The sequence below is a fragment of the Pseudomonas sp. No.21 genome (assembly GCF_054558415.1).
This window is the reverse complement of the sequence record NZ_BAAJNO010000025.1, coordinates 19,891-42,421: the sequence shown is the minus strand read 5'-3', so window position 1 is coordinate 42,421 and position 22,531 is coordinate 19,891. Positions and strand designations below refer to the sequence as shown.

22 protein-coding genes are annotated in these 22,531 nt (G+C 69.2%); 10 read left to right on the top strand and 12 right to left on the bottom strand.

What is annotated here, in order from left to right; genetic code table 11:
- Positions 1–230: 230 nt before the first annotated feature.
- The 3 genes from ACYJSS_RS29885 to ypfJ all read left to right on the top strand — a co-directional run bounded on the left by ACYJSS_RS29885 (position 231) and on the right by ypfJ (position 2,520).
- Positions 231–668, top strand: a complete 438-nt coding sequence (locus tag ACYJSS_RS29885) for a DUF411 domain-containing protein (protein WP_111259668.1) — start codon at positions 231–233, stop codon at positions 666–668.
- Positions 669–727: 59 nt separating this feature from the next.
- On the top strand, positions 728–1,582 hold the full coding sequence (locus tag ACYJSS_RS29880) for a PhzF family phenazine biosynthesis protein (RefSeq protein WP_111259667.1): 855 nt from the start codon (positions 728–730) through the stop codon (positions 1,580–1,582).
- Between the two features lie 68 nt (positions 1,583–1,650).
- Complete coding sequence (ypfJ, locus tag ACYJSS_RS29875) at positions 1,651–2,520, top strand: KPN_02809 family neutral zinc metallopeptidase (protein ID WP_111259666.1); 870 nt, start codon at positions 1,651–1,653, stop codon at positions 2,518–2,520.
- Positions 2,521–2,572: 52 nt separating this feature from the next.
- Here ypfJ and ACYJSS_RS29870 read toward each other — a convergent pair whose 3' ends face one another.
- The 7 genes from ACYJSS_RS29870 to ACYJSS_RS29840 form a co-directional block, all read right to left on the bottom strand.
- Positions 2,573–3,163, bottom strand: a complete 591-nt coding sequence (locus ACYJSS_RS29870; RefSeq protein WP_043247160.1) for an HAD family hydrolase — start codon at positions 3,161–3,163, stop codon at positions 2,573–2,575.
- A gap of 55 nt (positions 3,164–3,218) precedes the next feature.
- A complete protein-coding gene (locus tag ACYJSS_RS29865) occupies positions 3,219–4,190 on the bottom strand; it encodes a Csu type fimbrial protein (protein WP_043247162.1) in 972 nt (323 codons plus the stop codon).
- 23 nt (positions 4,191–4,213) lie between these two features.
- A complete protein-coding gene (locus ACYJSS_RS29860) occupies positions 4,214–6,625 on the bottom strand; it encodes a fimbria/pilus outer membrane usher protein (protein WP_111259665.1) in 2,412 nt (803 codons plus the stop codon).
- A 25-nt stretch (positions 6,626–6,650) separates the two neighbouring features.
- On the bottom strand, positions 6,651–7,430 hold the full coding sequence (locus ACYJSS_RS29855; RefSeq protein ID WP_373875165.1) for a fimbrial biogenesis chaperone: 780 nt from the start codon (positions 7,428–7,430) through the stop codon (positions 6,651–6,653).
- A 41-nt stretch (positions 7,431–7,471) separates the two neighbouring features.
- Complete coding sequence (locus tag ACYJSS_RS29850; protein ID WP_043245051.1) at positions 7,472–8,020, bottom strand: Csu type fimbrial protein; 549 nt, start codon at positions 8,018–8,020, stop codon at positions 7,472–7,474.
- Positions 8,020–8,505, bottom strand: coding sequence for a Csu type fimbrial protein (locus tag ACYJSS_RS29845; protein ID WP_043245056.1), 486 nt, complete (start codon positions 8,503–8,505; stop codon positions 8,020–8,022). Before ACYJSS_RS29845 ends, ACYJSS_RS29850 begins: the two co-directional genes overlap by 1 nt.
- A 118-nt stretch (positions 8,506–8,623) precedes the next feature.
- A complete protein-coding gene (locus ACYJSS_RS29840) occupies positions 8,624–9,163 on the bottom strand; it encodes a Csu type fimbrial protein (protein WP_043245050.1) in 540 nt (179 codons plus the stop codon).
- A gap of 712 nt (positions 9,164–9,875) precedes the next feature.
- On the opposite strand from ACYJSS_RS29840, the gene ACYJSS_RS29835 reads away from it, so the two are divergent.
- Positions 9,876–10,358, top strand: a complete 483-nt coding sequence (locus ACYJSS_RS29835; protein ID WP_111259663.1) for a BRO-N domain-containing protein — start codon at positions 9,876–9,878, stop codon at positions 10,356–10,358.
- Positions 10,359–10,696: 338 nt separating this feature from the next.
- Here ACYJSS_RS29835 and tesB read toward each other — a convergent pair whose 3' ends face one another.
- Together tesB and ACYJSS_RS29825 are read right to left on the bottom strand one after the other, a co-directional pair.
- Complete coding sequence (gene tesB, locus ACYJSS_RS29830) at positions 10,697–11,566, bottom strand: acyl-CoA thioesterase II (protein ID WP_043245046.1); 870 nt, start codon at positions 11,564–11,566, stop codon at positions 10,697–10,699.
- A 246-nt stretch (positions 11,567–11,812) separates the two neighbouring features.
- Positions 11,813–12,370: a GNAT family N-acetyltransferase gene (locus ACYJSS_RS29825; RefSeq protein WP_111259662.1), complete on the bottom strand. Its 558-nt coding sequence runs from the start codon at positions 12,368–12,370 to the stop codon at positions 11,813–11,815.
- Between the two features lie 92 nt (positions 12,371–12,462).
- Between ACYJSS_RS29825 and ACYJSS_RS29820 the strand changes: the two genes are divergently transcribed.
- The 3 genes from ACYJSS_RS29820 (at position 12,463) to ACYJSS_RS29810 (ending at position 15,451) form a co-directional block, all read left to right on the top strand.
- Positions 12,463–13,383, top strand: a complete 921-nt coding sequence (locus tag ACYJSS_RS29820; RefSeq protein WP_043245055.1) for a histone deacetylase family protein — start codon at positions 12,463–12,465, stop codon at positions 13,381–13,383.
- Positions 13,384–13,616: 233 nt separating this feature from the next.
- A complete protein-coding gene (locus ACYJSS_RS29815; RefSeq protein ID WP_111264533.1) occupies positions 13,617–14,129 on the top strand; it encodes an NINE protein in 513 nt (170 codons plus the stop codon).
- An 89-nt stretch (positions 14,130–14,218) separates the two neighbouring features.
- A complete protein-coding gene (locus tag ACYJSS_RS29810) occupies positions 14,219–15,451 on the top strand; it encodes a TIGR03862 family flavoprotein (protein ID WP_111264532.1) in 1,233 nt (410 codons plus the stop codon).
- Between the two features lies 1 nt (position 15,452).
- Here ACYJSS_RS29810 and ACYJSS_RS29805 read toward each other — a convergent pair whose 3' ends face one another.
- Genes ACYJSS_RS29805 through ACYJSS_RS29795 form a run of 3 tightly spaced genes read right to left on the bottom strand, consistent with a single transcriptional unit; the run spans position 15,453 to position 19,071 of the window.
- Positions 15,453–16,364 carry a LysR substrate-binding domain-containing protein gene (locus ACYJSS_RS29805; protein ID WP_111264531.1) on the bottom strand — a complete coding sequence of 304 codons (912 nt, stop codon included), beginning with the start codon at positions 16,362–16,364 and terminating at the stop codon, positions 15,453–15,455.
- Positions 16,365–16,396: 32 nt separating this feature from the next.
- On the bottom strand, positions 16,397–18,607 hold the full coding sequence (locus ACYJSS_RS29800) for a xanthine dehydrogenase family protein molybdopterin-binding subunit (protein WP_236206527.1): 2,211 nt from the start codon (positions 18,605–18,607) through the stop codon (positions 16,397–16,399).
- Positions 18,604–19,071 carry a (2Fe-2S)-binding protein gene (locus ACYJSS_RS29795; RefSeq protein ID WP_111264529.1) on the bottom strand — a complete coding sequence of 156 codons (468 nt, stop codon included), beginning with the start codon at positions 19,069–19,071 and terminating at the stop codon, positions 18,604–18,606. The genes ACYJSS_RS29800 and ACYJSS_RS29795 overlap by 4 nt, the downstream gene beginning before the upstream one ends.
- A gap of 122 nt (positions 19,072–19,193) precedes the next feature.
- Between ACYJSS_RS29795 and ACYJSS_RS29790 the strand changes: the two genes are divergently transcribed.
- The 3 genes from ACYJSS_RS29790 to ACYJSS_RS29780 all read left to right on the top strand — a co-directional run bounded on the left by ACYJSS_RS29790 (position 19,194) and on the right by ACYJSS_RS29780 (position 22,477).
- The gene (locus ACYJSS_RS29790; RefSeq protein ID WP_111264528.1) at positions 19,194–20,093 is read left to right on the top strand and encodes a LysR substrate-binding domain-containing protein; all 900 of its coding nucleotides are present in this window, start codon (positions 19,194–19,196) and stop codon (positions 20,091–20,093) included.
- 544 nt (positions 20,094–20,637) lie between these two features.
- The gene (locus tag ACYJSS_RS29785) at positions 20,638–21,567 is read left to right on the top strand and encodes an amidohydrolase family protein (protein WP_111264527.1); all 930 of its coding nucleotides are present in this window, start codon (positions 20,638–20,640) and stop codon (positions 21,565–21,567) included.
- A gap of 4 nt (positions 21,568–21,571) precedes the next feature.
- Positions 21,572–22,477 (top strand): amidohydrolase family protein, encoded by a 906-nt coding sequence (locus ACYJSS_RS29780; RefSeq protein ID WP_021217539.1) that lies wholly within the window; start codon positions 21,572–21,574, stop codon positions 22,475–22,477.
- Positions 22,478–22,531 lie beyond the last annotated feature (54 nt).

The window sequence follows — 22,531 nt, the reverse complement described above, 5'->3', positions numbered from 1 at the left end:
GGTCGCTTTTCACCTCCACCAGGCGGAGTCACGGGCGGCACGCCGGCATCCCTGGTACGCCCCATCGATGGGTTTCGCTCCGCTCTACCCATCCTACGAGGGCGACGCGCGCGCCGGCCTCGAAAAAAACCGCCCCCGGTCTACCGGCGTACATCCCGTAACAGCCGCAGCGCGCAGCGCAGCGGCGACAGGCATAAGCTGTCGCCCATTTCACGTTCAGGAGTTTTCCCATGCGCCGCGTTCTTCTCGCCTCCCTGTTCTTCGCCCCGCTGTTCGCCCAGGCGGCGGAGACCGTTTCCATGGACGTCTACCGCGACCCCAACTGCGGCTGCTGCAAGGCCTGGATCAGCCACCTGCGTGACAACGGCATCCAGGTCAACGACCACGTCGAGAACGACATGGCCTCGGTCAAGGCCCGCCTCGGCGTGCCCCACCGCCTGGGCTCGTGCCACACCGGCGTGATCGACGGCAAGTTCGTCGAGGGCCACGTGCCGGCCAGGGACGTGCTGGCACTGCGCGCGCGCCAGGACCTGGTCGGCGCCGCCGTGCCGGGCATGCCCATGGGCTCGCCGGGCATGGAGATGGACGGCATGCAGGACGCCTACCAGGTGATCGGCGTCTCGGCCCAGGGCGGCGAGAGCGTGCTGGCCGAATATCCGGCACACTGAGCGCCCCTTTCCCAGCGCGGTCGCCCCAGGGCGGCCGCGTGCATTTCACGGAGCCGAACATGGATTACTGGCAGGTCGATGTATTCGCCGAACGCGTACTGGCAGGCAATGGCCTGGCGGTCTTCCCCGATGCCCGCGGCCTTTCGGGCACGGCCATGCAGGGCCTGACCCGCGAGCTGCGCCAGTTCGAGTCGATCTTCCTGGAGCCGGGCACCGGGCCCGGCGAGTTCGCCGCGCGGGTGTTCACCGTGGAAGAGGAGCTGCCCTTCGCCGGCCACCCCATCCTCGGTGCCGCCGCCCTGCTGCACCACCTGCACGCCCCCGGCGAGCATGCCGAATGGGCGCTGCAACTGCCCGAGAAGCGCGTCACCCTGGCCACCCGCCGCCAGGGCGAGGGCTTCTACGCCGAGATGAACCAGGGCGTCGCCGCCTTCGGTGCCGAGCTCGACGCGCAGGCTGCCGAGGCCTTCGCCGCCGCCTTCGCCAGCGAGTGGGACCGACGCCATGCGCCCCGGGTCGTCAGCACCGGGCTGCCCTACCTGCTGCTGCCGGTGACCGCCGCCGGCCTGGCCCGCGCGCGCCAGCAGCGCGAGCTGGAAGCCGAACTCGCGGCCATCGGCGCCGCCTTCGTCTTCCTCCTCGACGTCGACGCCCGCGAAGGCCGCACCTGGGACCCCCTCGGCGTGGTCGAGGACATCGCCACCGGCAGCGCCGCCGGCCCGGTCGCCGCCTGGCTGGTGGACAAGGGCCTGGAGCCGCGCGGCCCGGGCTTCGCCCTCAACCAGGGCCGCTTCCTCGACCGCCCCAGCCGGCTCGACGTGCGCGTGGACGACAGCGGCCAGGTGCATGTCGGCGGGGCCGTGCAGCTGCTGGCCCAGGCCCGCCTGCTGGTGGCTCCCGCCCGGCTCGCCTGACGACCGGGCTGGCGCCTCCTGCCGCCAGCTACGACACTCAATGCCTCGACAAGAACAAGGATCGGCACATGCGCTGGCAACGGGCGAGACGCAGCGACAACGTGGTGGATGCACGCGGCAGTGGCGGCGGCATGCGCCTGGGCGGAGGCAAGAGCATCGGGCTCGGCGGCATCGCCCTGGTCGTGGTGATCGGCCTGCTGATGGGCGAGGACCCGCTGACCATCCTCGGCCAGCTCGCCGGCCAGGCCGGGCTGTCCACCGCGCCCCCGCACAGCGGTGCAGCGCCGGGCGACGACCAGGAAGTGGAGTTCGTCCGCGCCGTGCTCGGCGACACCGAGGACACCTGGCAGGCCCTCTTCCAGCAGGGCGGCCGCCAGTACCAGGAACCGAAGCTGGTGCTGTTCAACGGCGGCGTGCAGTCGGCCTGCGGCTTCGCCTCCTCGGCGGTCGGCCCCTTCTACTGCCCCGGCGACCGCCAGGTGTACCTGGACCTCGACTTCTTCCGCGAGATGTCCCAGCGCTTCTCCGCCGCCGGCGACTTCGCCCAGGCCTACGTGATCGCCCACGAGGTCGGCCACCACGTGCAGACCCTGCTCGGTGTCTCGGCCAAGGTGAACGCCGCGCGCCAGCGGGGCGAGAAGATGGAAGGCGCCGGCGGCCTGCTGGTGCGCCAGGAGCTCCAGGCCGACTGCCTGGCCGGCGTCTGGGCCTTCCACGCGCAGAAACGCCTGGACTGGCTGGAACCCGGCGACCTGGAAGAAGCCCTCAACGCCGCCAATGCCATCGGCGACGACCGCCTGCAGAAGCAGGCACGCGGCCAGGTGGTGCCCGACTCCTTCACCCACGGCACCTCGGCGCAGCGGATGCGCTGGTTCAAGACCGGCTTCGAGCGCGGCGACATCAACCGTTGCGACACCTTCACCGCACGGGACCTGTAGAACCGTGCAGGGCCCTTGATGGGTTTCGCACGGCACGAAGTCTCTCCCCCAACTACCGCGCCAACAGCAGCAGCTGCGCGCAATCCTCGGCGTACCAGTCGGTGAGCTCCGGCCAGGGGTTCTCCGGCAGGTTGACCAGCACCGTGGCGGTCCCGGCGGCGCGGCCGCAATCGAGGTCGAAGCGGTAGTCGCCCACCATCACCATCTCGCTCGCCGCCACGCGCCAGCGCGTGGCCAGGTGCTGCAGCCCGCCCGGGTGCGGCTTGGGTGGCGCCTCGTCGCGGCCGAGGATGTCGGCGGCGGCGAAGCAGTCGTCCAGGCCGATGGCGGCCAGCGTCAACAGCGCCAGCTCGCGGGCGTTGCGGGTGAGGATGCCGAGGCGCACACCGCGCTCGTGCAGCGTGCGCACCAGCTCGACGGCGCCGGCCGCCGGACGGGCGTTCACCGCCAGTTCGCGCTCGTGCTCCAGCAGCCAGGCGTGCTTGGCGCGTGCCTCCTCGGCGGGCAGCGCGGCGAGGTGATGGAGGATGTCGTCCTCCGGGGGGATCGCCAGCTCGCGGCGGATCGCGGCGAAATCGTGGACGGCGACGGTGAGGGTGCCGTCCATGTCGAACACCCAGTGGCGGAACTGCGCCAGGCCCATGTCTCTACTCCGTCGGGTTCGGGAACAGCGCGCAAGGTTACACCGTCCCCGCCCGTCAGTAGTTGATGATCAGGGTCACGTTGTCGATGTAGGTGCCCACCGGCACGTTGGCCTGCGTGGGGTCGACGGTCACCTGGAAGTTCACCGTCTGCTGCAGCCCCGTGCCCTTCTGCGACAGGTTCTGCGTGGTGTTCCACACGGTCGTGGTGTTGGGGAAGTAGATGTTGTAGCCCAGGCGGTTGGCTCCGCTGGCCATGCGTCGCCAGGGCGCCTGGTAGTTCTGGCCGTTGTCGAAGCTGACCAGGTAGCCCTCGTCGCTGGTGCAGGTCAGGGTGATGGCCCGGGTCACCGAGGTGAACTGGCTGACCAGCGCCTGGCTGCCGAGGTCGACGTTCTGGTAGCTGTTCAGGGCGCAGGCCTTGGTGACCACGATGGTCACGGTGCTGGTGGCGGTCACCCCCGTGCCCCAGTTGGTCGGCGCACCGCACAGGCCCGCCGGGCAGTTCTGGGTGACGCCCGGGCTGCGTTGCCAGTTGCACAGGCTGAGCACGCCGGACTCGCAGATCGCATAGCGCCAGGTGAACACCACCGAGGCGCTGTAGGTGCCGGCGGGCACGTTGGCGGCCTGGGCCTGGAAGTACAGGTTGATGCCGGTGGTGGCGTTGGTCAGCAGCGCCAGCACCGCCAGGCTGCTCAGCTGCACCGTCGAGCCCGGGGTGATCTCGGCGCCGCCGTTGCTGACGAACACCTTCAGCGGAATGCTGTTGCCATTGCCGTCGCTGAGCACCGGCGCGGCGGACTGCAGGGTGACCTGCACGTAGTTGGCCGCCAGCAGGGCGAGGAACGATGCGCAGGTCAGCCCCGCACCGCCCAGGTTGCCCTGCGCGGAAGCGTTCAGGGTGAAGGAGCTCACGCTGCCCAGGCTCACCGCCGGGTTGACCGTGGTGCACACCGCCCAGGCGCGGCCCGCCCCCAGCCAGAGCGCCAGCAGCAACAGCAGGGGGACGATCGTGCGCTTCGCATCCATGGTTCGGTCCTCGTTCGGACGGATCAGCGGCAGGTCAGCGGGCCGACCTGCGAGAGCTCCTCGTCCAGCGTCTTCAGTTCCACCGTCACCGCGCAGTGGCTGCCATCGGGCAACTCCACGCGCAGCGCGTTGCGTTGTTCCAGCCCCTCGAAATACACCAGCCCGTCCCAGCCCACGTAGGCCTCCAGGCCTCGCCCCTCGACCCGCGCCAGGCTGCCGCGCGGCAGCACCTGGCCGCGCACGTCGATGAGCAGGATGCTGGCCGCCACCACGCGCTCCATGGGGAACTCCAGCAGCGCGCCGCTGCCCTGGTGCACGGCGATCTCCTGGGAAACCTCGGCGATGCGCACGTTGCCCGGCAGCCCCAGCGGGTCGATCTCGTAGTTGGCGCGGTAATAGGACGGCACCCAGGGCACCAGCAGGTGGCCACGGCTGTCGGTGCGGCCCAGCAACTGGTGCTCGAAGTTCACCGGCACGTCGGCGTAGCCCGAGGTGCTGACCAGGACGAAGGCGTCGTTGATGCGGTTGCTGGGGAACACCCCGCCGTCCATCCACACCAGCGAGCCGCTGACATCGCCCCACTGGGTGCGCTCGCCGTCGTTGTCGTACAGGCCCACCTGCAGCTGGGTGTAGGGCGTGCGCCAGGTCAGGTCGGCCTGCTTGTAGCGGCCACCGCCGGCGGCGTAGCTGAGGTTGTAGCCGACGCCCCCCTGGCTGGGCGCGGTGCGCCCGTAGCGGACGCGCTCGCGGTACTGGCCGCCGGTGTCGCGCTCCACGCTGGCGCTGAAGGTGGAGAGCACGTCGAACGGCATGATCAGCTGCACCAGGGCCGAGTAGCCCGAGGTGCCCAGCTCGCGGTTCATCGACACGTACAGGCTGCTGTTGGCCCACAGGCTGCGCGACCAGGACAGGTTGACCACGCGGGTGCGCTCGCCGCTGCGGGCCTCGCTGGCGAAGTAGCCGATGCCCAGGCTGCCGACCGGCTCCGGGCTCACCGAGAAGGTCACCTGGTCGGTACGCCGCGCCAGGCCGAGCTCCTCGCGCCCCAGCTCCAGGGCGCTGACCTGGCTGACGTCGACGAAGCCCGAGCTGCGCTGCACGCGCTGGAAGGCGAAGCCGAACCACGGCGAGTAGTAGCTGTAGCCGAGGCTGGCCTGGCGGCCGCGCAGGCCGTCGTAGGCGCTCTCGGACACCGAGGTGCCGAGGGTGCCCCAGTTGCCCAGCCCGAAGGTGCCGCCGAGCCCGCCCAGGCGCAGCGCCTCGCCCAGCTCGGCGTGGGTCTCCAGGGTGAAGGCATCGCTGATGCCGTAGCGGAAGGTGCCGGTGCCCACGCTGCTGCCGTAGGAGAAGCTCTCCAGCCCGTAGTCCTCGCGCAGCTTGCCCGCCCCCAGGGAATAGTCGTAGAGGCCCTTCTGCAGCAGCGTGTTGGTAACGTAGAAGGGCACGTCGGTGGAGACCTGCCGGCCGAGGGCATCGGTGGTGACCACCGTGGCGGTGCCCGCACCGCTGATGTACGGCACGTTGCTGACGGTGAAGGGCCCGGGCTGCAGGTCGTCACTGCTGACCCGCGCATTGTTGATGAACAGGTCCACCGTGCTCGGCACCGCGGCGTCGCCGCTGAAGCGTGGCAGCGGGTAGGTGACCAGGTCCGGACGCAGGGCGAAGTTGCGCGAGACCTGCACGCCACCGACCCGCACCGCGCTGTTCCAGGTCAGCGCGCCGGTGACCAGGTCGCCCACCTGCACGCTGCGCAGGCTGTCCTGGTCGTTGAAGGTCCACAGCGTGTCGTAGCGCACGTAGCCGTCGCCCTCGCCTTCGCTGTCACCGAAGCTCTTGCGGTACACACCGGTGTTGCCCAGGGTGCCGAAGCCGCCGAACAGGCGCTGCTCCAGCCAGGTACTGGCGTAGCGCTCCCCGGCATCGCTGTCGGTGTAGTAGAGGTCGTAGTTGAACAGCGCCCCGAAGTCGGCACGGGCCGGCGTGCGCGCATACACGCTGGTGTCGCCCACCTCCTGGCGCGGCAGCCACTCGCTGGGCAGCGTCAGCTTCAGGCGTTGCAGCTCCTGGTCGTACTCGCTGCCCAGGCCCTCGATGGCATCCAGGGCCTGCGGCCCGCTGGCGCCCTCGGGCAGCCGCACGCCGACGCCGCGCAGGTCCTCGGCATCGACGAAATAGCGGCCATCGCGGACGCTCACCGGCACCACCTTGTCGGTGGCCATCTCGTTCACCAGCAGCTCCAGATAGAGGCTGTACTCACCGGGCATGGCGCCCGCTTCCGGCGCCGTGGCGTCGGCGCCCGGGACGGCCGCCGCGCCGCCGCCCGGCGACTCGGCCGCCCAGGGCGCGCTGCCGAGCAGCACGGCGAGGGCGAGCCCGCCCCACGGGTGCCAGGCCCGCGTGCCCCCGTTGCGCCCGAGCCCCCCGTTGCGCGCCATCCCCCGACGACCGGCCTGCTGCGGATCACTGCAACGGGATCGGCTGGGGCTCGGCCTGTTCGTTGATCCGCGCCTCCAGCACGAAATTGCCGCCGGGCACCCCGTCCGGCAGCTGCCAGCGCATCTGCGCGCCGGGCAGCACATAGCCCAGCAGGCCGTCGGCGATCAGCGTGCGGGCGCTCCCCTGGCGCACCGAGACCTTGGACAGCCGCGCATGGGCCGCCCCCTGGTTGCTCAGGAACAGGTAGTGCCGCCCGCCTTCCTGGCGCACCTGGTAGCTGAGCTTCGGCTGCAGCACCTGCACGCCCTCCCGGGGCTTGGCCCCCGGCACCGGCACCGGCACCGGCACCGGCGCCGGCGCCACGCCCGTGCCGAAGACGAACAGCGGCACCGAATAGCGCATCTGGAACTTGACCCCCAGCTGCGGATCGGCCACCGCGTCGGGCTGCAGCATCTCGTCCACCAGCACCCGGTAGGCCTGCTCGGTGCCGGCCGGCGCAGGCTGGGTGGCGATCAGGCGGATCATCTGCCGCTTGCCCGGCGCGATGGTCACCACCGGCGGGCTGCCGATCACACTGCGTTGCGCATCGAGCCGGTCGTCGAAATCGCCCTGGCGCCAGGCCATCACCCGCACCTGCAGGCCCACCGGCTGCTGGCCACGGTTCTCCAGCCACAGCGCGGCGGCCTTCTGCTCGGCCTCGATGGTCGGGTTGATCGGCCAGATCAGCACCGAGCTGGCCGCATGGGCATCGCCTGCCGCCGTCAGGGCGAGTCCCAGCAGGGCGGCGCGGGCGCCGGTGCGCAGGCCATGTCCACGGGCGGTTCGCTGCATGGGTGTTCCCCCCTTCAATAGCTGACGGTGACCGTCACCGTGTCGTTGTAGATGCCGGCGCTGGGCATGCTGCCCACGGCGAACAGCCGCGCGTAGATCGGGTAGGACTGGGTGCCGCTGGTGGCGCTGTAGCTCACGCTCAGGGCCGTGGCGCCGTTGCTGCCATCCCCCCACACCGCGCTGTAGCCGGCGTCCTTGTACAGCTGGTAGCGCAGGGTCTCGGCGCCCTTGATCATGTAGCGCCCGCCGCTGACGCTGGCGGTGTTGAGCCCGGCATTGATGGCAATGGTCAGTGCCGTGCCGGGCGTGCATTGCAGCTGGATCGAACCGTTGCCCACGGTGCTCACCCGGGTCACGTCGCTGGGCAGGGTGCTGACCTGGCCGAAGTTGATGCTGCCGTAGGTGGTCACGTCGCTGCTGCCACTGCCCAGCACGCAGCCGGCGGTGACCGCGGCCTTGATCTCGAACAGCTGGGTGATCTGCAACTCGTTGGTGCCCGTGTCCGCGAGGCACGGCAGGCCCGGCAGCAGCGCCAGGCAGGCGAACGCCGGCAGGCGCCCCATCACCAGCTCACCGTGACGGTGACCGTGTCGGTGTAGGTGCCCGACAGCGGCGTGGCCTGCACCGGCACGCGGCCGTACACCGGCAGCAGCTGGTCCTGCCCGTTGCCGGTGCCGGTGACGCCGATGCTGTTGTCCCAGACGGTCGCGTAGGTGGCGGAGGTGTAGAGGTTGTAGCTGACCTGGGCGGCGGCGGGCCCGGTCATGCGGCGGGCATTGACGTTGCCACTGCCGCCGGCGCTGATCAGCACGCGATAGGGCGTGCTGGCCAGGCAGTTGACCCGCAGCGCGCCGGCCCCAGCCGTGCCGACCACGGTGACCTGCGCGGCGAGGTCGAGGTGGGTGCCGAAATCCAGGGTGCCGAACTGGCCGAGGGTCGCGGGGACGGTGCTTCCGGCACTGCAGGCCGGCAACACTTCGGCGGTGATCCCTACGGTGGCGCTCTTGCTGGCGGCATGGATCGACGGGCTGGCCGCCGTCGAAACCATCAGCACCAGCCATATCCACTTGCTGTCGCGACGGCAGACCATGGCGGTTCCTGGGGGTGATTCGTACTTCCGTGTCGCAATGATCATCGGCGGCGGGGCAACGGCCCCGGCGCGCCCGCTACCAGGTGATGGTCACCTGGACGGTGTCGGTATAGGTGCCGGTGGCGGGTGTCGTCTGCGGCGGCACGCGGCCGTAGACGACCAGTTCCTGGTTGGCGCCGGTGCCGGTGCCGGCCAGGGCGGTGCCGCCGTTGCTGCCGTTGCCCCAGAGGGTCGTGCGCCCGGCCTCCTTGTAGAGGTTGTAGGCGATCACGTCGGTGGCACCGGCGCTCATGTTGCGCTGGTTGCCGGTGGCGTGCAGGCCCGAATCCAGGGCCACCGAATAGTTGGTGCCGATGTTGCAGGTCACCCCGAACGAACTGCCCGCCGAGGAGCCCACGGACTGCGCCTCGATGATGCTGTTCAAGCTGGGATAGGTGCCGAAGGCGATGCTGCCGAATGTGTTCGCGCTGCCGTTGTTGCTGCCGTTGTTCACGGTGCAGCCGGCGCCGATGACGAGTTGCACACCCAACTGCCCCTGGACCGTCCCCGCAGCCTCCAGAGACGACGACAGAGGCAGAAGCACCAGGGACGAAATCAAAAACTGAGCGCGATTCATTTATGAAAACTCCTACAACACCCAAGACTCCATGAGTACTTGTGTACCAATGAAAGGGACCGTAGTAGAAATTCTGCGGCGATCAAAAACCCGGAAATGCCAGCTGTCCGGCACACCCTGCCATCCTCCTGGCGCCAATCACGCAAGCCACTGAATTCAGTGGATTTTCTGCGTTTTGTAAGAAATACGCCCAATTGAATAATGGCGATTTTCTTACGAAATAAAGAGCAAATAGCCAGCATGCATCCTTATGCCCGGCGCGCCCTGAAGTCCCTCTGGAAATTTCAATTGGCGATAAGTCGCTTCACCGTTTCCTACAGCCTGTTTGCCAGGCCTCTGCGGATTGCCTATCGGGCTGAGGGAATTCCTACAAGGCAACTGCATTGCCGTCCTACAAAACCTCTGAGTAGCTTCTTGCCCCGTCGTGGCCTTGGTCATGACCGGGATTAGAGCCCCCGTGTTACAAAATACGCACAACACGCCATAGCAGAGATCAGCCCTCACGGGCCGGGTCTTCTGGCCGTCTATGGCGGACCGTGCGGGACGGGCATCAGCCCATCCGGTTTGCGTATTTGCCGGGGTCTCTAGCCTCGCACGGTCCGCCACCCTCATGCCGGTGGCGGCTCCTCTTCCAGAAAGGAGTCCTGGGATATGAGAGCCATCCAGTCGCAACACCCCGTCATCCACCGCACCGCCCGCCCGGAGGTGCGCCATGACTGACTACCGCACCGCCACCCGCTTCGTCCGCTTCCGCCGCCCCCTCCACGTCGTGCTGATCGACGGCCTGCCCTGGTTCTGCTGCCGCGACCTCGCCCGCCTCACCAACAGCCGCCTCGACATGCGCATCACCGCCAAGCTGGACGCCGACCAGTGGCGCCTGGAAACCCTGCGTCACGAGGCCGGGCAATTCACCGAAGAGCTGCTGGTGAACGAAAGCGGGCTGCACGCCCTGCTGCTGGTCAACTTCTACCACCCGGAAAACAGCAGCCTGCGCCAGTGGATAACCCAGGAAGTGCTCCCCGCCCTGCGCGACCAGCAACGCGCGCCCGACCACCAGCCCCGCCGCCGCCTGCTGAAATGGCAGGGCCACCACCAGATCAACCTCATGGAATGGCAGGGCCAGTGGTGGATTCGCTACGACGACATGCCCCGCGTGCTCGGCCAGGGCGATGCGTTGAAGCAGCAGTTGTCCTGAGGTCGGCCTTGGGGACGCCTGGGATACCGAGGTGATGGGTTTCGCACGGCTCTACCCATCCTACGAAGCACCTGCAAGGCACACGTAGGATGGGTAGAGCGCAGCGAAACCCATGCGGTGCAAAACTCGCCCAGGGTGCAGGCCGGGCACACCGGTTGGTGGATGAAAAGAGCGTCATCCACCCTACGCGAGCCCGCTCGTCGTGGGGCACCGGGGCATTCCGGGCGTAGGGTGGACATCGCTTTTCATGTCCACCAACGGAGTCGGGCCATACGCCGTGGCCCACTCGGCGGAGCGCTTCGCGAGCAGAGCTCGCTCCTACGGCGCGGCGCGGGGAGTTACTTCCAGTCTTCGCGCACGCGGGTCAGCCCTTCCTGGGCCACCGAGGCCACCAGCTGGCCGGCGCGGTTGAAGATGCTGCCGCGAGAGAAGCCGCGGGCGTTACCGGACCAGGGGCTGTCCATGGAGTACAGCAGCCAGTCGTCCGCGCGCAGGTCACGGTGGAACCACAGCGAATGGTCGAGGCTGGCCACCTGCATGAACTTCTGCCACACCGAAACCCCGTGGGGCAGCATCGAGGTGGTCAGCAGGCCGAAGTCCGAGGCATAGGCCAGCACGTACTTGTGGATGGCGCGGATGTCCGGGAGGTTGCCGTCGGCGCGGAACCAGACGTGCTTCACCGGCTCGCCCGGCTTCGGGTCGTAGGGGTTGTTGGCGGTGACCGGGCGGATCTCGATCGGCTTGTCGCAGAGGAACTTGTCGCGCATGCGCTCGGAGATCAGGTGGGCGTTCTGCCGGGTGATCTCCAGTTCCGAAGGCAGGTTCTCCGGGCCGGGCACCTCGGGCATGGCGATCTGGTGCTCGAAGCCCCCCTCGTCGGACTGAAACGACGCGCTGCAGGTGAAGATCGGCTGGCCCTTCTGGATCGCCGTCACCCGCCGGGTGCTGAAGCTGCCGCCATCGCGCACCCGGTCCACGGTGTAGACCACCGGCAGGGATGCATCGCCCGGGCGCAGGAAGTAGCCGTGCAGGGAGTGCACATGGCGCTCGTCCTCCACCGTCTGGCTGGCCGCCGACAGCGACTGGCCGAGCACCTGGCCACCGAACAGCTGGCGGAATCCCAGGTCCTGGCTGACGCCACGGAAGAGGTTCTCCTCGATGGATTCGAGGCTCAGCAAGGCGACCAGATCGTCCAGCACCTGGGTCATGGGGGTTATCTCCTCTGCAAGGCGGCTGCCCCGTTCAGGGTCGGGGTCGAGTTCATTCAGGATAGGCCGGTGCCGTCGTCAGGCGCTCGTCCCGACGGGCGCGGCCAGGGGTGGAATGGTAAAGATTTTGCCAGCGGCTGTCGGCAGCTCATGCACCGCTTCGTCGAAATGACAGCCGATGCGGGGCATCGCCCTCCCGCTCGCCGGGCGATGCCTGGCGTGCGTGGCCGGCGCGGAGCCCGTCGCTCATGGCCGCTGCAGCCAGTCCTGGCGGTGGATGCGGTAGAGAATGTGCTGGCGCAGCGGGTGGCCGACCGCGACCTTCGGGTGCTCGAAATCACCGGTCTCGTCACGGCTCATGCCGATGCGCTCCATCACCGCGCTGGAATTTTTGTTGGCGGGCACGGTGAAGGCCACGACCTGGGCCAGTTGCAGGGTGTCGAAGGCGCAGGCCAGGGCCGCGCGCGCCGCCTCGCTGGCGTAACCCTGGCCCCAGTGCGCGCGGGCCAGGCGCCAGCCGATCTCGGTGGCCGGGGTGAAGGGCGCCTCGAAGCCGACCTTGCCCAGCCCGGTGAAGCCGATGAACTCGCCGTTGTCCCGGCGCTCCAGGGCCCAGAGGCCGAAGCCGTGTTCGGCGGCATGGGCGCGGGCGCGCTGGATCAGCGCGGCGGCCTCCTCGCGGCTCTGGGTGCCGGGGAAGTAGCGCATCACTTCGGGGTCGGCGCAGAGCGCGGCCAAGGGGTCGAGGTCGTCGTCGCGCCAGGCGCGCAACAGCAGGCGCGGGGTCTGCAGTTCGAGGGGCATTGCCGGTTCCTCCCAAGAGTGGCGGTGCTTACGAGATGGACAGCCGCCGCGTTACTCTCTGCGACCCGGCCGACGAAAAACAACTCCGCATTATGCCTTTGCCGCTGGTCTACCACGACGACTACAGCCCGCCCTTCCCCGACGGGCACCGCTTCCCCATGGAGAAGTTCCGCCTGCTGCGCGACCACCTGGTGGCCAGCGGGCTGACCCGTGACGAGCAGCTGCGGCGCCCCGAGCTGTGCCCGCCGGAGGTGCTCGCCCTCGCCCATTGCCCCGACTACATCGCCCGCTACCAGCAGGGCGAGCTCTCCCGCGAGGACCAGCGCCGCCTCGGCCTGCCCTGGAGCGAGGCCCTGGCACGGCGCACCGTGCGTGCGGTGGGCGGCTCGCTGCTGGCCGCCGAGCTCGCCCTGGAACACGGCCTCGCCTGCCACCTGGCCGGCGGCACCCACCACGCCCACTACGACTTCCCGGCGGGCTTCTGCATCTTCAACGACCTGGCGGTGATCAGCCGCTACCTGCTGGCGGCCGGCCGGGTCGGGCGCGTGCTGATCTTCGACTGCGACGTGCACCAGGGCGACGGCACGGCGCGCATCCTCGCCGACACGCCCGAGGCCATCACCGTGTCGCTGCACTGCGAGAAGAACTTCCCCGCACGCAAGGCCGAGAGCGACTGGGACATCCCCCTGCCGATGGGCATGGGCGATGCCGACTACCTCAAGGTGGTGGACGACGCCCTGAACTACCTGCTGCCGCTCTACCAGCCCGACCTGGTGCTCTACGACGCCGGCGTGGACGTGCACCAGGACGACGCCCTGGGCTACCTGCAACTCACCGATGCCGGCGTCGCCGCCCGCGACGAAGCCGTGATGCGCCATTGCCTGGGCCGCGACATTCCCGTGGTCGGCCTGATCGGCGGCGGCTACAGCAAGGACCGCCAAGCCCTCGCCCGCCGCCACGGCATCCTCCACCACAGCGCCGCCCGCGTCTGGCACAGCCAGGGCCTCACCTGACCCGCCAAGGATCGGAGTGGATACGGCGCAGGGCGGGCCGGGCGGCGTTCCGCTTCAGCCCACCGAATACACCTAATCCCAACACCCTCTCGCAACGCCTCCCCCCCCTCACCATTCCCGCAAACACCCCACAACCCCCAATCCCCGCCGCCTCCACAGAAACATGGCCACCTGCTAGCAGTCGTTTCGAGGCACTGCTAGAGTCGCCGCTTTCCCCTCACAAGGATGTCTCCATGGAAGTCCATGCCTACCAGGCGCCCAACGCCAACCTCGAAGCGGAAAGCGTGTTCTGCCGCAACTGCGGTTCCTCCATCACCCCGACCGCACAGGCCTGCCCGCGCTGCGGCGCCGACCAGAACCTGAACCCCAAAAACAAGATCGTCGCGGGCTTTCTCGCGCTGTTCCTCGGCGGCCTCGGCTTCCACCGTTTCTACCTGGGCCAGTGGTGGGGGCTGTTCTACCTGCTGTTCATCGGCACCGGCATTCCCAGCCTGGTCTCGCTGATCGAGGCCATCGTGTTCTTCTGCACCAGTGACCAGAAGTGGAACGCCAAGTACGGCCGCACCAAGGGCAGCGCCTGGGTGGCCGGCCTCATCGGCGGCATCGCACTGATCTTCGTGATCGGCATGCTCGCCTCCATCGCCATCCCCGCCTACCAGGAATACGTGAAACGGGCCAAGGCCCGCGCCGAACTGCAGCACCAGCAACAGCCGCAAGCCGAGCCGCAACTGCGCCAGCAGCAGTGAGCCCGCCGGGCGCCGCCCCGCGCGGCGCCCATGCCCCCCGGCGAGGCCTGCGCTAGAATGCGCGCCAGCCCAACCTCGCCAAGCCCGCCATGACCCAGAATTCCCTCCCCGTCGCCATCATCGGTGGCGGCCCCGCCGGCCTGATGGCCGCCGAAACGCTGGCGCTCGCCGGCGTGCGGGTCGACCTCTACGACGCCATGCCCTCGGTGGGCCGCAAGTTCCTCCTGGCCGGTGTCGGCGGGATGAACATCACCCACTCCGAGCCCAGCGACGCCTTCCTCTCCCGCTATGCCGAACGCCGCGACGATGTCGCCGCGCTGCTGCACGGCTTCGGCGCCGAGGAGCTGCGCGCGTGGATCCACGGCCTGGGCATCGACACCTTCGTCGGCACCTCCGGCCGCGTGTTCCCCACCGACATGAAGGCCGCGCCGCTGCTGCGCGCCTGGCTCAAGCGCCTGCGCGAGGCGGGCGTGGCCCTCCACACCCGCCACCGCTGGCTGGGCTGGGACGCACAGGGCGACCTGCGCATCGCCACGGCGGAGGGCGAACGCAGCGTCGCAGCCCGCGCCACCCTGCTCGCCCTGGGCGGCGGCAGCTGGGCGCGCCTGGGTTCCGACGGCGCCTGGGTGCCGCTGCTGGAAGGCCGTGGCGTCGCCATCGCCCCGCTGCAACCGGCCAACTGCGGCTTCGAGGTGGAAGGCTGGAGCCAACTGCTCAAGGACAAGTTCGCCGGTGCGCCGCTGAAGACCGTGGCCCTGCGCCTGGGCGACGAGCCGGCCCGCCCGGGCGAGTTCGTGCTCACCGCCAGCGGCATCGAGGGCAGCCTGGTCTATGCGCTGTCCGCCCGCATCCGCCAGGGCATCGCCCGCGACGGCCGCGCCACGGTGCACCTGGACCTACTGCCCAACCACCCGCTGGAGAAGGTCATCAAGGCCCTGGCCAGGCCACGCGGCGCGCGCTCCATGGCCAAGCACCTGCACGGCCAGCTGGGCATCGACGGGGCCAAGGCCGGGCTGCTGCGCGAGCTGACCCCGGCCGAAGTGTTCACCGACCCGGCGCGTCTCGCCGCCGCCATCAAGGCACTGCCCATCACCCTGGTGCGCCCGCGCCCGCTGGACGAGGCCATCAGCTCCGCCGGCGGCGTGCCCTTCGAGGCGCTCGACGAAAACCTCATGCTCAAGGCCCTGCCCGGCCTGTTCTGCGCCGGCGAAATGCTCGACTGGGAAGCCCCTACCGGCGGCTACCTGCTCACCGCCTGCTTCGCCAGCGGCCGCCGCGCCGGGCTGGGCATGCTGGCGTGGCTGGCCGCCGCAGGCCGCTGATTCAGGCCGGCAACGGCGGGGCCATGCCGCGCTCGGCGGCGCTCTGCTCGCGCAGTGTTTCGAGAAAGCGCTGCAGCACCGCCGAGTCGTCGCCCGCGCGGTAGATGGCGTACAGCGGCACCTCCGGCAGCGCCGGCTGCAGGCGGCGGAACACCACACCGGCCGGCGCCAGCTGTTCCAGCGACGCCGGCAGCAGCGCCACGCCGAACCCCGCCTGGACCAGCCCGAGCAGCGTCTGCACCTCGATCACCTGCTGGCGGATCAGCGGGCTGAAACCCACCTGCACGCAGCACTGCACGAGGAAGTTGGCGAAGCTCGACTGGTTCAGCTCCAGGGTGACGAAGAATTCGCCGGCCAGATCGACCGGCGCCAGCGACGCCTGCTGGGCCAGCGGATGCTCCGCCGGCAGCACGGCGCGCAGGGGCTCGTAGAGCAGCAGTTCGTTGCGCAGGCCGGGGTCGTCATGGCCGACGCGGAACACGCAGACGTCGATGCGGTGCTCCTTCAGCGCCATCAGCTGCGCCGCCGGGGTCATCTCGTGCAGGCGCCAGCGCACGTCCGGGTAGTGGACGCGGAAGCGGTTCAGGGCCCGGGGCAGTACGCCGACCATCACCGAGCTGATCATGCCGATCTCCAGCTCGCCCAACTGGCCGCGCGCGGTCTGGCGGGTGAGGTCGAGCGCGCGGTTGAGTTGCTCGAACACCAGCGGCACCTGCTGCTTGAGGGTGCGGCCGGCCTCGGTGAGTTCCACCCGGTGGTGGCTGCGCTCGAACAGCCGCGTGCCCAGGGCCTCTTCCAGCAGGCGTATCTGCTGGCTCAGGGGCGGCTGCGACATGTGCAGCCGGGTGGCCGCACGACCGAAGTGCAGCTCATCGGCGAGCACCGAGAAATAACGCAGCAGTCGTAAGTCCATGCAGCCTCCGCAGCCCGTTCAGATCACCCCGTTCAGCCCAGCGCATCCAGCACCAGCGGCGTATCACGCAGGCGCTTGCCGGTGAGCCGGAACACCGCGTTGGCGATGGCCGGCGCCACCGCCGGGCTGGCCAGTTCGCCGACGCCGCCGGGCTTGTCCCGCGCGCCTTCGAGCACCTGGATGTCCAGCGCCGGCATGTCCGACATGCGCGCCACCCGGTAGTCATGGAAGTTGCTTTGCACCACCTGGCCCTGGCGGATGTCGAGGCGGTCGAACAGCGCATGGCCGAGCCCCCACATCAGCCCGCCCTGGAGCTGTTCCTCCACCCCGCCGGGGGACACCGCCAGCCCGCAATCCACCACGCAGGTGAGGCGCTCCACCTGCACCGTGCCGTTGCGCCGGGCCACCTGGGCGATCACCGCGATGAAGCTGCCGTAGCCCTGGTTGGTGGCAATGCCCAGGGCCGAGTCGGGCCCGGGCGCAGTGCCCCAGCCGGCGCGCCGGGCCGCGGTGCGCAGCACCTCCACGTGGCGCGGGCGCTCGTGCATGTGCGCCAGGCGGAAGTCCAGCGGGTCACGGCCGGCGGCCTGGGCCAGCTCGTCCATGAAGCTCTCCACCGCGAAGACGTTGGGGATGAAGCTCACCGAGCGGTACCAGCCGCTGGGCACGCCGCTTTCGTGGCGCAGCCAGGCCAGGTCCAGGTGCGGCGCGCGGTAGGCGAAGTCGAACGCGCTGATGGCCTCGGTGGTGCTGTAGTCCATGCGGTCCGGGCGCTCGAAGTAGCCCGGCTCCCACATCTCCGGCGAGGCCGGTGCCACCGCGCGCAGCCGCAGCGCCTGCAATCCGCCCTCGCCGTCCAGGGCCCCTTCCAGGCGGTGCAGGGTGGCCGGGTGGCCGTAGAGGGCGCGCATCTCGTCCTCGCGGCTGTTCATCAGCTTCACCGGCACCCTGGCCTGGGCGGCCAGGTAGGCCACCTCGAACAGCCAGTACTTGGCCTCCCGCGCGCCGAAGCTGCCGCCGGAGACCATTTCGTCGATATGCACCTTTTCCGGCGGCAGGCCGCAGACCACCTCGGCCGCCTCCATGGCGAAGGACGGCACCTGCACGCCGCCCTTGAAGGTGATCCCGCCCGCATCCAGCCAGGCGATGACGCACACCGGCTCCAGGGGGTTCTGCATCTTGGCGGGCATGCGGTAATCGGCCTTGATCACCCGCCCGGCGCCGCCCAGGGCCGCAGCGGCATCGCCGGCCTGCAGCGTCGGCACCGGCGCGGCGTCGACGGCTTCCAGCGCCTTGGCCTGGACCCCGGCCAGCTGCGCGCTGTCGAAATCCGCCAGGCCGCCCTGCCACTCCACCACCAGCGCGGCGCGCCCCAGCTTGGCGGCCCAGTAGTCGTCGGCGAGCACCGCCACGCCTTCCTGGTTGCCGCCGAGCACCTTGTCCTGCGCGGGGATGCGCATCACCCGGTGCACGCCGGGCACCTTCAGCGCCGCCGCATCGTCGATGCGCGCCACCCGGCCGTTGACCACCGGGCTGCGCTGCACCACCGCCACCCACATGCCCGGCACGCGGGCATCGATGCCGTACTCGAAGCGCCCGCTGACCTTATCCGCCGCATGCCGCTTGTGGCGCAGCTTGCCGATGTACCTGAACTGCTCCGGGTCCTTGAGCTTCACCGCCCTGGGCGCCGGCAGCTGCGCGGCGGCGTCGGCCAGCTCGCCATACCCCGCGCTGCGCCCGCTGGCGCCGTGCAGCACCTGCCCGCCGCCGGTGCTGCAATCACCCGGCGCCACACCCCAGCGCAGCGCCGCGGCCTCCACCAGCAGGGTGCGCGCGGTGGCGCCGGCCTCGCGCAGGCGCCCGTACTCCAGGGAGACGCTGGTGCTGCCGCCGGTGGAAAACACTTTCCACAGCGGGTGCCGGTAGGCCTCGAAGAAGGGGTTCTCGGGGGTGATGACCTGCACCTCCAGCGGGTCCAGGTCCAGTTCCTCGGCGACGCAGGCGGCCAGCGCGGTGTGGGTGCCGGTGCCGGAGTCGTGCTTGTGCACCACGATCCTCACCGTGCCGTCGGCCAGCACCCGCACCCAGGCGTTGGGCTCGAAGGGCGCCGTGGCCCCGGCGGCCGTGCCGAGTTCGCGCCCGGCCTGGGCGCCGCCCAGGTGGAAGCCGATGGCCAGGCCCGAGGCCAGGGTCGCCGAATGCTTGAGGAAGGTGCGCCGCGCCAGCGGCCGGGCCAGGCTCATGACGCCTCCCCGCGCTCGGCGGCGGCACGCTTGATGGCCTTGGCGATGCGCGGATAGGTGCCGCAGCGGCAAAGGTTGCCGGCCATGGCCGAGCGGATGGCGTCGTCGTCGATGGAGCTGCCGGAGGCCAGAAGCGCCGCCGCCGACATCAACTGGCCGGACTGGCAGTAGCCGCACTGCGGCACGTCCTCCTCGACCCAGGCACGTTGCAGCGGGTGGTCGCCCTCGGCGGACAGCCCTTCGATGGTGGTGATCGCATGCCCCGCCGCAGCCGCCAGGGGGAACTGGCAGGAGCGGATCGGCGTGCCGTCCAGGTGCACCGTGCAGGCGCCGCAGAAACCACCGCCGCAACCGAACTTGGTGCCGGTCAGGTACAGGCGGTCGCGCAGTACCCAGAGCAAAGGCGTGGACGCCAGCGTCCCTTCCAACTGATGGCGCGTGCCATTCACCACGATCTCGATCATGCCGGGCGCTCCTTGAACTGAGGCGAGAATTCGCGTGTAGTCGTGCCGCCCCATAGTGGGTGGGAGCTGTGGCGCCAGCCAGCGACGATTTCCGCCAACCCGTGTAAGCAGGACTAACAGCCATGTACAAGCGATACCCGTCGCTGCAGTCGATGAGCGCGTTCCTCCAGGCGGCCCGCACCGGCAGCTTCTCCCAGGCCGCCCGCGACCTGGACCTCAGCCACAGCGCCGTGAGCCAGCAGATCCGCACGCTGGAGGAATTCGTCGGGCAGCCGCTGTTTCTCCGCGAGAAGGGCCGCAGCAGCCTCACCGACGCCGGCCAGCTGTTCGCCGGGATGCTCGCCGACGGCCTGATGCAGATCGACAAGGCGCTGTCCTCGGTGAGCAACCGCGAGCTGCCCCGGCGCATGACCCTGGATGTCGACGCCGAGCTGGCGCAGAGCTGGCTGAACGCACGGTTGCCGACGCTGCTGGCGCTGTTCCCCGGCCGCGAGATCCTCTTCCTGTCCATGCCGCGCCTGGAGCGCCAGGCGTTCGAGCGCGTCGACCTCAGCCTGCGCTACGGCTACGGCGAGTGGCAGGACTGCGAGTTCGCCCCCCTCTGCGACGACCGCGTCACCCCGGTCGCCTCCCCCGCGCTGCTGCAACGCCACGGCCTGGTCGCGCCCATCGAGCCGGCCGAGGTGCTGAAACTCCCGCTGCTGGGCTACTCGCGCCGATCGTGGATTCCCTGGCTGGATGCCGCCGGGCTGGAACCGATGGAGCCCCAGGCGACCATGGTCTTCGACAACGTCGCCAACCTGCTGGCCGCCGCCGAGGCCGGCACCGGCGTGGGGCTGGTGCGCGGCCTGCTCTCCGCCGACGCCCTGCGCGAAGGCCGCCTGGTGCGCCTGACCCGCACCAGCATTCCCGCGCACTACAACCTCTACGCCCTCTGGCCCCACGGCGGCGCCGAGAAGGTCGCGCCCATGGTCGATGCGATCCGCGAGATGGCGGCGAAAACGTTCGAAGGGATCGGGTGAGCACCTGGAAGCCCGATCGCGACCCATCCTACGGCGGGCAATGCACTCGCAGGATGGGTAGAGCGAAGCGAAACCCATGCTGGCGGAGCGAGCACCGAGCCACGGGAAAAGCGGCGGCGCTGCACGGACATGACCGCTGTGTAGGGTGGAGGTCGCTTTTTTCATCCACCAGGCGGAGTCGGACCGGGCACGCCGTTATGCCTGAGGCGCCGCATTGATGGGTTTCGCGTAGCTCTACCCATCCTACGGAAGCCACTAGCGCGGTGAATTCGTGCCCAACGCGGGCATGGCGCTGTGGATAACCCCTTGCAAATCATCCTCTTGCGGGGCCGATATCCAGCGCATATCAACCCAGCGGCCAAATAGTATTGGTCGCGCTCCGAAGCCCCTCCCGATACTGCGGACCAAGCGACAGCTCAGGTCCTGTGCGCCCTGCAACGAGGCGCGGGAAGGTGCTGCGAGGCACCTAGCAATGGCCATTGCACAGGTCGATCTGTTGCGAACCGGAAGGTCTTCCTTCCCCGCACTATCAGGAGATCGAACTGTGATCATCGATATCAGTTGCTACCCCACCGATCGGGTGGACCTCGCCTGGAGGCACGACGGTGACCCCTTCACCGGCGAGCGCCTGCTGGAGATGATGGATGGCCCCTATCTGGTCAACGGCAAGCCGCGCCGCATCGACAAGGCCTTCATCCAGCCGCCCCAGGGCAACACCATCTACACCTGGACCGACGGCGAGCTGTCGGGCCGCGAATCCATCGACGCCTACATGGCCTACACCCTGAAGATGGTCCAGACCTACCCGGACCGCTTCATCGGCTGCTTCGTCTACAACCCCCGCTGCGGCGTGCAGAACGGCGTCGAGGCCATCGAACGCTACGTCACCGAGCACGGTTTCAAGATGGTCCAGATGCAGGCCAACATGCATGCCTACCGCCCGGACCGCGCCCTGGACTGGGTACGCCCGGCCTTCGAGAAATGCGCCGAGCTGGGCGTGCCGGTGAAGCTGCACACCGGTGACGGCCCCTACAGCATCCCCTCCGAGTGGGTGCCGATGATCAAGGAGTTCCCCAACGTCGACTTCATCATGGCGCACTTCGGCGTGCAGACCGGTGGCGTCTACGTGTTCGAGCCCATGCAGTGGGCCATGGAGCTGCCCAACGTCTATTGCGAATCCGGCTGGTGCCTGCAATCGCGCATCGTCGAGTTCGCCAAGGTCCTGCCGACCCACAAGATCCTCTTCGGCACCGACACCCCGCCCAACGAGCCGGGCATGTGGCTGCGCCTGCTGGAGGTGCTGTGCATGGAGCCGCCCCAGGGGCTGGACCTGGACGAGGACACCCTCGAGGACTACCTCGGCAACAACACCGCCCGGATGATCGGCCTGGAGCCGACCCCGCCGCCGCGCAGCCTCGCCGAGGCCGAGGCGCTGCTGAAGAGCCCCGTCACCACGCAACTGGCCAGGAGCTGATGCGATGATCATCGACACCCACCTGCACCCCACCAACCTGGTCGACGAGGCCTGGCGCCACACCGGCACGCCCTTCACCGGCGAGCGCATGCTCAAGCTGATGGACGGCCCCTACATGATCAACGGCAAGCCGCGCCGCATCGACATGGGCTTCATCCAGCCGCCGCCGGGCAACACCGGCTACCGCGACGGCAACCGCCGCGGCCGCGAGGGCGTGCGCGACTACATGTCCTACATCGCCGAGCTGTGCGTGAAGTACCCCGACCGCTTCATCGGCAACTTCACCTTCAACCCGCGCTGGGGCCCGGAGAACGGTGCGGCGGAGCTGGAATTCCACGTCAAGGAATACGGTTTCAAGATGCTCAAGCTGCACGCCAACATGCACGGCTACCGCCCCGACCGCGCCCTGGACTGGCTGCGCCCGGCGATGAAGGTCTGCGCCAAGTACAACATCGTGGTGCTGATCCACACCGGTGACGGGCCCTACACCATCCCGACCATGTTCTACCCGATCATCCGCGAGTTCCCGATGGTGAACTTCATCATCGGCCACTTCGGCATCCAGACCGGCGGCAACTACTCCTTCGAGGCCTTCTGGATGGCGATGGACACGCCCAACGTGTACTGCGAGTCGGGCTGGTGCTTCCAGTCGCGCATCGTCGAGTTCGCCAAGGAGCTGCCGCGCCACAAGATCGTCTTCGGCACCGATTCGCCGCCGAACGAGCCGGGCATGTGGCTGCGCGAGCTGGAGGTGCTCTGCTCCCCCGCGCCGCAAGGGCTGGGCATCGACGAGGACCACCTCGAGGACTACCTGGGCAACAACATCGCCCGCCTGGTGGGCATCGACCCGACGCCGCCGCCCAAGGACCTGGCGGAGGCGGAGATCCGCCTGACCACCACCTACCTCTAGGGTTTCCACTGCGGTACTTACAGGCGTCCCGGGGACCGCGCGCGGTCGGCCATC

Bases quoted from the DNA above. Each gene is read 5' to 3' on its own strand.
- ACYJSS_RS29845 (WP_043245056.1), bottom strand. From the start codon at position 8,505: ATGGTTTCGACGGCGGCCAGCCCGTCGATCCATGCCGCCAGCAAGAGC.
- ACYJSS_RS29885 (WP_111259668.1), top strand. From the start codon at position 231: ATGCGCCGCGTTCTTCTCGCCTCCCTGTTCTTCGCCCCGCTGTTCGCC.
- ACYJSS_RS29795 (WP_111264529.1), bottom strand. From the start codon at position 19,071: ATGATCGAGATCGTGGTGAATGGCACGCGCCATCAGTTGGAAGGGACG.
- ACYJSS_RS29865 (WP_043247162.1), bottom strand. From the start codon at position 4,190: ATGGATGCGAAGCGCACGATCGTCCCCCTGCTGTTGCTGCTGGCGCTC.
- ACYJSS_RS29880 (WP_111259667.1), top strand. From the start codon at position 728: ATGGATTACTGGCAGGTCGATGTATTCGCCGAACGCGTACTGGCAGGC.
- ACYJSS_RS29820 (WP_043245055.1), top strand. From the start codon at position 12,463: ATGCCTTTGCCGCTGGTCTACCACGACGACTACAGCCCGCCCTTCCCC.
- ACYJSS_RS29805 (WP_111264531.1), bottom strand. From the start codon at position 16,364: ATGGACTTACGACTGCTGCGTTATTTCTCGGTGCTCGCCGATGAGCTG.
- tesB (WP_043245046.1), bottom strand. From the start codon at position 11,566: ATGACCCAGGTGCTGGACGATCTGGTCGCCTTGCTGAGCCTCGAATCC.
- ACYJSS_RS29815 (WP_111264533.1), top strand. From the start codon at position 13,617: ATGGAAGTCCATGCCTACCAGGCGCCCAACGCCAACCTCGAAGCGGAA.
- ACYJSS_RS29840 (WP_043245050.1), bottom strand. From the start codon at position 9,163: ATGAATCGCGCTCAGTTTTTGATTTCGTCCCTGGTGCTTCTGCCTCTG.
- ACYJSS_RS29825 (WP_111259662.1), bottom strand. From the start codon at position 12,370: ATGCCCCTCGAACTGCAGACCCCGCGCCTGCTGTTGCGCGCCTGGCGC.
- ACYJSS_RS29810 (WP_111264532.1), top strand. From the start codon at position 14,219: ATGACCCAGAATTCCCTCCCCGTCGCCATCATCGGTGGCGGCCCCGCC.
- ACYJSS_RS29835 (WP_111259663.1), top strand. From the start codon at position 9,876: ATGACTGACTACCGCACCGCCACCCGCTTCGTCCGCTTCCGCCGCCCC.
- ACYJSS_RS29780 (WP_021217539.1), top strand. From the start codon at position 21,572: ATGATCATCGACACCCACCTGCACCCCACCAACCTGGTCGACGAGGCC.
- ACYJSS_RS29870 (WP_043247160.1), bottom strand. From the start codon at position 3,163: ATGGGCCTGGCGCAGTTCCGCCACTGGGTGTTCGACATGGACGGCACC.
- ACYJSS_RS29800 (WP_236206527.1), bottom strand. From the start codon at position 18,607: ATGAGCCTGGCCCGGCCGCTGGCGCGGCGCACCTTCCTCAAGCATTCG.
- ACYJSS_RS29860 (WP_111259665.1), bottom strand. From the start codon at position 6,625: ATGGCGCGCAACGGGGGGCTCGGGCGCAACGGGGGCACGCGGGCCTGG.
- ACYJSS_RS29850 (WP_043245051.1), bottom strand. From the start codon at position 8,020: ATGGGGCGCCTGCCGGCGTTCGCCTGCCTGGCGCTGCTGCCGGGCCTG.
- ACYJSS_RS29790 (WP_111264528.1), top strand. From the start codon at position 19,194: ATGTACAAGCGATACCCGTCGCTGCAGTCGATGAGCGCGTTCCTCCAG.
- ypfJ (WP_111259666.1), top strand. From the start codon at position 1,651: ATGCGCTGGCAACGGGCGAGACGCAGCGACAACGTGGTGGATGCACGC.